This window comes from Flavobacterium sp., from assembly GCF_044361065.1.
Taxonomy (GTDB): domain Bacteria; phylum Bacteroidota; class Bacteroidia; order Flavobacteriales; family Flavobacteriaceae; genus Flavobacterium.
The window spans coordinates 1-3,595 of record NZ_JBIKJI010000181.1; the positions used below are offsets into that span (position 1 = coordinate 1).

At 31.9% G+C, this 3,595-nt stretch carries 3 protein-coding genes and 1 pseudogene; 2 read left to right on the top strand and 2 right to left on the bottom strand.

All coding sequences use genetic code 11. The features are described 5' to 3' along the window. Both ACIQ11_RS09495 and ACIQ11_RS09500 read right to left on the bottom strand, forming a co-directional pair. Positions 1–533 (bottom strand): chorismate-binding protein (locus ACIQ11_RS09495; protein ID WP_396154382.1); only part of this gene is annotated, 533 nt, incomplete at its 3' end. Then, on the bottom strand, positions 533–958 hold the full coding sequence (locus ACIQ11_RS09500; RefSeq protein ID WP_396154383.1) for a PaaI family thioesterase: 426 nt from the start codon (positions 956–958) through the stop codon (positions 533–535). The genes ACIQ11_RS09495 and ACIQ11_RS09500, both read right to left, overlap by 1 nt. Positions 959–1,195: 237 nt before the next feature. Here ACIQ11_RS09500 and ACIQ11_RS09505 point away from each other — a divergent pair, with 237 nt between their 5' ends. Both ACIQ11_RS09505 and ACIQ11_RS09510 read left to right on the top strand, forming a co-directional pair. Then, positions 1,196–2,743, top strand: coding sequence for a hypothetical protein (locus tag ACIQ11_RS09505; protein WP_396154384.1), 1,548 nt, complete (start codon positions 1,196–1,198; stop codon positions 2,741–2,743). Between the two features lie 121 nt (positions 2,744–2,864). Beyond that, positions 2,865–3,595 (top strand): annotated as a pseudogene (locus ACIQ11_RS09510) (phosphoribosylformylglycinamidine synthase); the annotation flags it as partial.

The following is a 3,595-nucleotide window of genomic DNA, read 5'->3' on the forward strand; positions in this document are numbered from 1 at the left end:
CCTGCTAAAGAAACAGTTTCAAAAGTATGGTTATTAATTTTCGTTAATTGTTCTGGTGTGGCGCCCATCCATAATCCCACTTGAGGATGATACCACAAATATCGAAAAGCAGTTGGATAGGTTTTTAAAAGTTTTCGATACGATTTTAAAACATCTACCGATTGCGAAATTTCAATTTTACGAGACATCACCACTTTTTGAAACGAACCATTTTCAATTTCCGAAACCGCTTTTTGAACTAAATTCTCAAATGATTTTTGAGCGTTTTCAACAGAAGTATGTTCTAAATTAAAAGTTTGCGCTTCTTCATTAAAAATAATTTCTTCCTGAAAAACTTCGGAATCTGTTAATGGAAAAACCACGTTTGTTGTATTGTAAAAACCAGCAAAAACAAATCCACTTTGATTTTCAAAAACGTGTAAAGCATTATTTTTTTGAAAAATACCTTGTAAAACAAAATCATCTGGTTTTGCGTACACTACAAAAGGCAATTGATTTTGAAAATAAAAAAGGGCTTTTTCTAACAAGTTCATTACTTAACTCTTCTTGATAAAACCATATTAGACAATTTACATAAAGAAATTAGTTTGTCGTTTTCATCTACAATTCTAATTTCCCACAAATGAATACTGGCGCCTTTATGTATAATTTTTGCCGTACAAAAAACGATTCCTTCTCTTTTGCTACGTAAATGATTGGCACTTATTTCGATACCACGAACTTCTTGTTTTTCTGGATTTATGAACATTAATGAAGCGGCACTTCCCACACTTTCTGCTAAAGCCACTGTAGCACCGCCGTGCAACAATCCCATAGGCTGATGCACTCTTGAATTGACTGGCATTTTCGCTTTTAAAAAATCTTCACCCGCATCAATATACTCTATTTCAAGCGTTTCCATTAAGGTGTTTTTAGACCATTCGTTACAAAGTGCTAAAAATTTTTCTTTATTAAACATAAATAGTTATTTTTACAAAGTTACAAATTTATATTTCTATAAAAATATACCAAAACGAACATTTTTTCGTTTTATATAATTATATAAATTATAGCCACGAATTTTCGAATTAAAAATTTGTTCAAAAATAATTCGTATCGACTTTGTCGATAATTAATTTGAATTAATTTCATATTTTAAGATTACAAAAATTCGGCAATTGGTGGCAATTAAAAAAACATAAATAAAAAAATAAATATGCGTCAATTACTACTTTTTCTTGGAATAATTGCTACTTTTTGTTTCACATCTTGCAGAAACGAGCTTGATTTTGAATCGAGTATTGGTACCTTAACTTTTTCCAAAGAAACCGTGTATTTAGATACCGTTTTTACAAATATTGGTTCAAGCACCTATACACTAAAAGTGTACAACAATAGCAACAAAAACATCTCTATTCCAAAAGTGCGATTGGGAAAAGGACAAAGTTCCAATTACCGATTAATGGTGGATGGAATGCCTGGAAAAGAATTTGAAAATGTAGAACTTTTAGCCAAAGACAGTTTGTTTGTATTTATAGAAATTACCTCAAATATTGCTAATGCAAATCCAGCCGATTTTTTATATACCGATAGAATTGAGTTTGGCGAAACGAATAATTATCAAAAAGTAGAATTGGTTACATTGATTCAAGATGCTGTTTTTATTTATCCTGAAAGAACGGGAAGTCCAAATAATTATACCTACGAACAAATTAATTTAGGAACAAACACAGAACCCGCAAACATTACCGGTACCAATTTAAGTGAAACAGATGCCACAAACGGAAACGAGTTGCATTGGACAAACACAAAACCCTATGTAATATACGGTTTTGCTAAAATTCCTGAAACAAAAACACTTGTTATTGATCCTGGAGCAAGGGTGCACTTTCACGCTAATTCAGGTTTAATTGTTGCAGCAAATGCGCATTTACAAGTGAATGGAAATTTATCTACAACCGACGATTTAGAAAACGAAGTAATTTTTGAAGGCGATCGTTTAGAACCCAATTATAGCGAAGTACCTGGACAATGGTTGGCGGTATTATTTATGGGAGGTAGCAATCAGAATGTTATAAAAAATTTAACCATTAAAAACGCAACTGTTGGTATGTTGGTTTCAAATAATGATGGAACCACTACTCCAACTATTGATATGATGAATGTACAAATTTACAATTGTGCCAATGTGGGAATTTTAGCTCGAACTGGAAATATCTCAGGTAAAAACGTTGTGATTAATAATTGTGGACAAGCTAGTTTAGCGTGCACGTATGGCGGAAGTTACGACTTTACGCATTGTACGTTTGCCAATTATTGGAATTCTCCAAATCAAACCAGTTTGGTGCTAACCAATGAAAATTTAAGTAGCACGATTCAAACTTCATTAACACAAGCTAATTTTAAAAATTGTATTTTTTATGGTTCCAGTAATTACGGTATCGCCTTAGAAAAAACAGGAGCCGTATTCAACTATAAATTTGATAATTGCTTGATTAAATTTGTGGATAATAACAACCAAATTAGTGCGAATCCGTTATATCAATTTTCTACAAATACATCAAAATACGTAGGATGTATTTTTGCAATCAATTCAACAGAAAACAATCCAGGATTTAAAAATATAAGCCTAAATGATTTCCGAATTAATGAAAATTCCATTTGCAGAAATAATGCCAATTTTACGTATTCATTTCCGTTAGATATCCTTGGTACAACCCGGACAAATCCTTCCGACATAGGTGCCTATGAATATTTACCTTAATTTTAAAATTTTGAGTGGTTTTTACCACTCTTTTTTTTTATACTTTAAGAAGAAAGTTTAACTTTGCATCAGAAACAACTAACACAACTGAAATTACATTCAGTTCAAGCAACTCAACTTTATGATTTTTTTCTTTGGAAACCAAAGCAATACGGTTTTTGCAGTTCAGTCTCAATCTGAAATTTCTACCGAAAACATCCAAAAACTGAACTGGTTATTTGGTGAAACACAACAAATTAACCAAAAGAGCATAGTAGAAAATTTTGTAGGACCTCGCGCCGCAATGATTACACCTTGGAGTACAAATGCCGTTGAAATTACTCAAAATATGGGTATTTCAGGAATTATTCGTATTGAAGAATTCCAGAAAGTAACGGCTGATTTTCAAGATTTTGATCCGATGTTGTTTCAAAAATATACAGAATTACATCAAGAAATTTACACCATAAATATTCAACCTGAACCTATTTTAGAAATTGACGATATTGCATCGTACAACAAAACTGAAGGTTTAGCTTTGAGTGCTGAAGAAGTCGATTATTTAAATAATTTAGCTACTAAACTAAATAGAAAACTAACCGATTCTGAAATTTTTGCCTTTTCACAAGCCAATTCAGAGCATTGCCGTCATAAAATTTTCAACGGAACATTTGTTGTAGATGGCGAAGAAAAACCAACATCGCTATTCAAATTAATTAGAAAAACATCTGAAACTAATCCTAATGATATCGTTTCAGCATATAAAGATAATGTGGCTTTTGTTAAAGGTCCAAAAGTAACACAGTTTGCACCAAAAAGCGCAGATAAACCAGACTTTTACGAAGAAAAGGAATTTGATTCCGTACTGTCATT